Below are 2,331 nucleotides of genomic sequence, written 5' to 3' on the forward strand. Positions count from 1 at the left end.
GTTTGTTAAAAGCCTTTGTATGTGTTAAGCATTGTTTGCAAGTGTGTTAATGCTTATGCTTTGTATTGCATTACAATCACTTTATAAGCCTTTGCATGTATATTAATGCCTTGCTTTGTTGCATGTAATCTTTATAACCTCATCATGTAATATATTTGCTTAATGTTGAGGTTAGCAAAAAAACATAACATGCAACATATAAACCTTTGCTTATTCTGTATAATACCCTTATTTTAAACATTCCAAAATATCAAATATAAAGGTAATCATAAAAATGAGTAGAAAAACAAGCATACCATATAAAGAAATCATTCCAAAGTATCAAACAGGGCAGTATTCAATATCACAATTAGCAAAAGAATATAATGTAGCAAAGGGCGGATTAAGCAAGTATATTAAACAAAATAATATAAGAATTAATGAACGAGCAACACAAGCGGTAAATGCCTTAAATAAGGGATTTTCTACACTTGAAAAAATAATTAATGAACGGGATTTAAAAATTAATGAACGCCCAAAAGAAACACAAAATAAAGGCTTAATTGATACACAAAATAACGATTAGCAAAAACACATAACATAAAAAGTAACATATAAAGCAAGTATTGCATTGCAATCACTTTATAAGCCTTTGCATGTGTTAAGCATTAATATTGCATACTAGCATATACATTACATAAGCATATATAAGCATATATAAGCATATACATACACATTGCATACACTAGCACACAATAAACCCTTAAAAGTCTATTATTACATCATTAGCATTTAATACCTTATTGTTAGCTTTATCTTGTGATATTTCACTACTTAACAATAAATCATTACCTGCATTACTATCACATGCAATACTACCATTAAGTATTAATTCTGTTTCTAATGCTTTAATTTCATTATTTACTTGTATTAATTCTTTATCCCCTGCAATACTAGCAAAAAAATCATTGTCTAAGTTATCATCAGTGCTTGAAATTTCATTAAACACATCATTTTTTGCTAACTTGTCAATATTATTACTTAATTTATCATGCCTTTTAGTATTAAGCAAGTTTTGTATATTGTTATAAAAGGCTTTACCTGCATAATCAAGTAAAGTATTATTTGACTTTGCAAAGTTATTAACATGCTTTAATACCATTAATACATCATATAAAGCCTTTTTGCTTTGTTTATGCTTTATATCATAATCTATATTATAAAACCCTGCTAACTTGCTTTTATACTTATAAAATGCTTGTCTAGTGATATTATATTTTATGCAAATATTACTTACACTATCAATACAAGCTACATAATCGATTAAAGCATTTGCAAGTATGTTGTTATTGTTATTATTGTTAGCTTTGTTATTAGCTTTATTGCTTGTGTTATTGCTTACCTTACCTTTTGTGTTATATCCATTAAAACCCGCTTTATTTGCTTTGTTACCTGCATTATAAGCATTTGTATTAAAGCCTTTGTTTGTGTTATTGTTTGTATCAATCATTACATACCTCCTTATCTTGTTTTAATATCCCATTATATTGCTTATGCAATAAATCGTTATATTGATATTCCTTGTCTAAATGGTGTTTATTTATGCAAAACTCACAATCGCTTAAATGATTAGATAGCTTACTATGTTTTGTATTATCGCATGTATCACAATCTACACAATTAATACAATCAAAGCAATTACTACAAGTTTCACACATAATACAATTATTACAATAAAAGCATTCTTTACACTTTATACAATCAGTGCATGTGTAGCAATCTTTACAATTAATGCAATAATCACAATCTTTACAATTAATACAATCAATGCAATTAATACACGCCCTGCAATCCTTACAATTTATGCAATCTACACAATCAAAGCAATTAATTAACCCTTTGCTATGTTGTAAAGCTTCATTTTCATTATAAGCCTTTGCATTCCATTTGTTATTGTTATTATCTATATAATACCCATTCTCTAGTTTTAATTCCATAATCAAACCTTTAATAAAAAATCAATCAAATAAACATTTAAAAACATTAAACCCTTAATCCTTAGCTATAAACAAGCTAACAAGCATAAAAGCTAAGTAAAGCCATACACATATAAATCAATCAAAGCATACATAATTAAAACCTTAATGTATCATCATCAGTAGTAGGATTTAATACATATAAATCACTATTATTTACTACTTGTTGCAAGGTGTTTTCATGTGCTAATTTGTCTATATAATTAGCCCAAAATTGCATTAGCTCACGCCTCTCTTGCATTCTCTCGCTATGGTTATAACTTTGTATTACCATATTTCCTACACTATGAGCCAAGCACATTTCAATAATTGTAAA

3 protein-coding genes and 1 pseudogene are annotated in these 2,331 nt (G+C 27.4%); 1 reads left to right on the forward strand and 3 read right to left on the reverse strand.

Features of this window, described 5'->3' with window-relative positions:
- The first annotated feature begins 274 nt into the window (after window positions 1-274).
- Window positions 275-565, forward strand: coding sequence for a helix-turn-helix domain-containing protein (locus C6H17_RS11835; protein ID WP_020995659.1), 291 nt, complete (start codon window positions 275-277; stop codon window positions 563-565).
- Window positions 566-742: 177 nt separating this feature from the next.
- Here C6H17_RS11835 and C6H17_RS11840 read toward each other — a convergent pair whose 3' ends face one another.
- From C6H17_RS11840 to C6H17_RS11850, 3 genes and pseudogenes are all read right to left on the reverse strand, one after another.
- Entirely contained in the window at window positions 743-1,489 is a 747-nt protein-coding gene (locus C6H17_RS11840) for a hypothetical protein (protein WP_104731467.1), read from the reverse strand.
- Entirely contained in the window at window positions 1,482-1,976 is a 495-nt protein-coding gene (locus C6H17_RS11845) for a hypothetical protein (RefSeq protein WP_020995662.1), read from the reverse strand. The genes C6H17_RS11840 and C6H17_RS11845 overlap by 8 nt, the downstream gene beginning before the upstream one ends.
- A gap of 136 nt (window positions 1,977-2,112) precedes the next feature.
- Window positions 2,113-2,331 (reverse strand): annotated as a pseudogene (locus C6H17_RS11850) (hypothetical protein); the annotation flags it as partial.

It is taken from the genome of Helicobacter rappini (assembly GCF_900198625.1).
GTDB classification, from domain to species: Bacteria; Campylobacterota; Campylobacteria; order Campylobacterales; family Helicobacteraceae; genus Helicobacter_A; species Helicobacter_A rappini.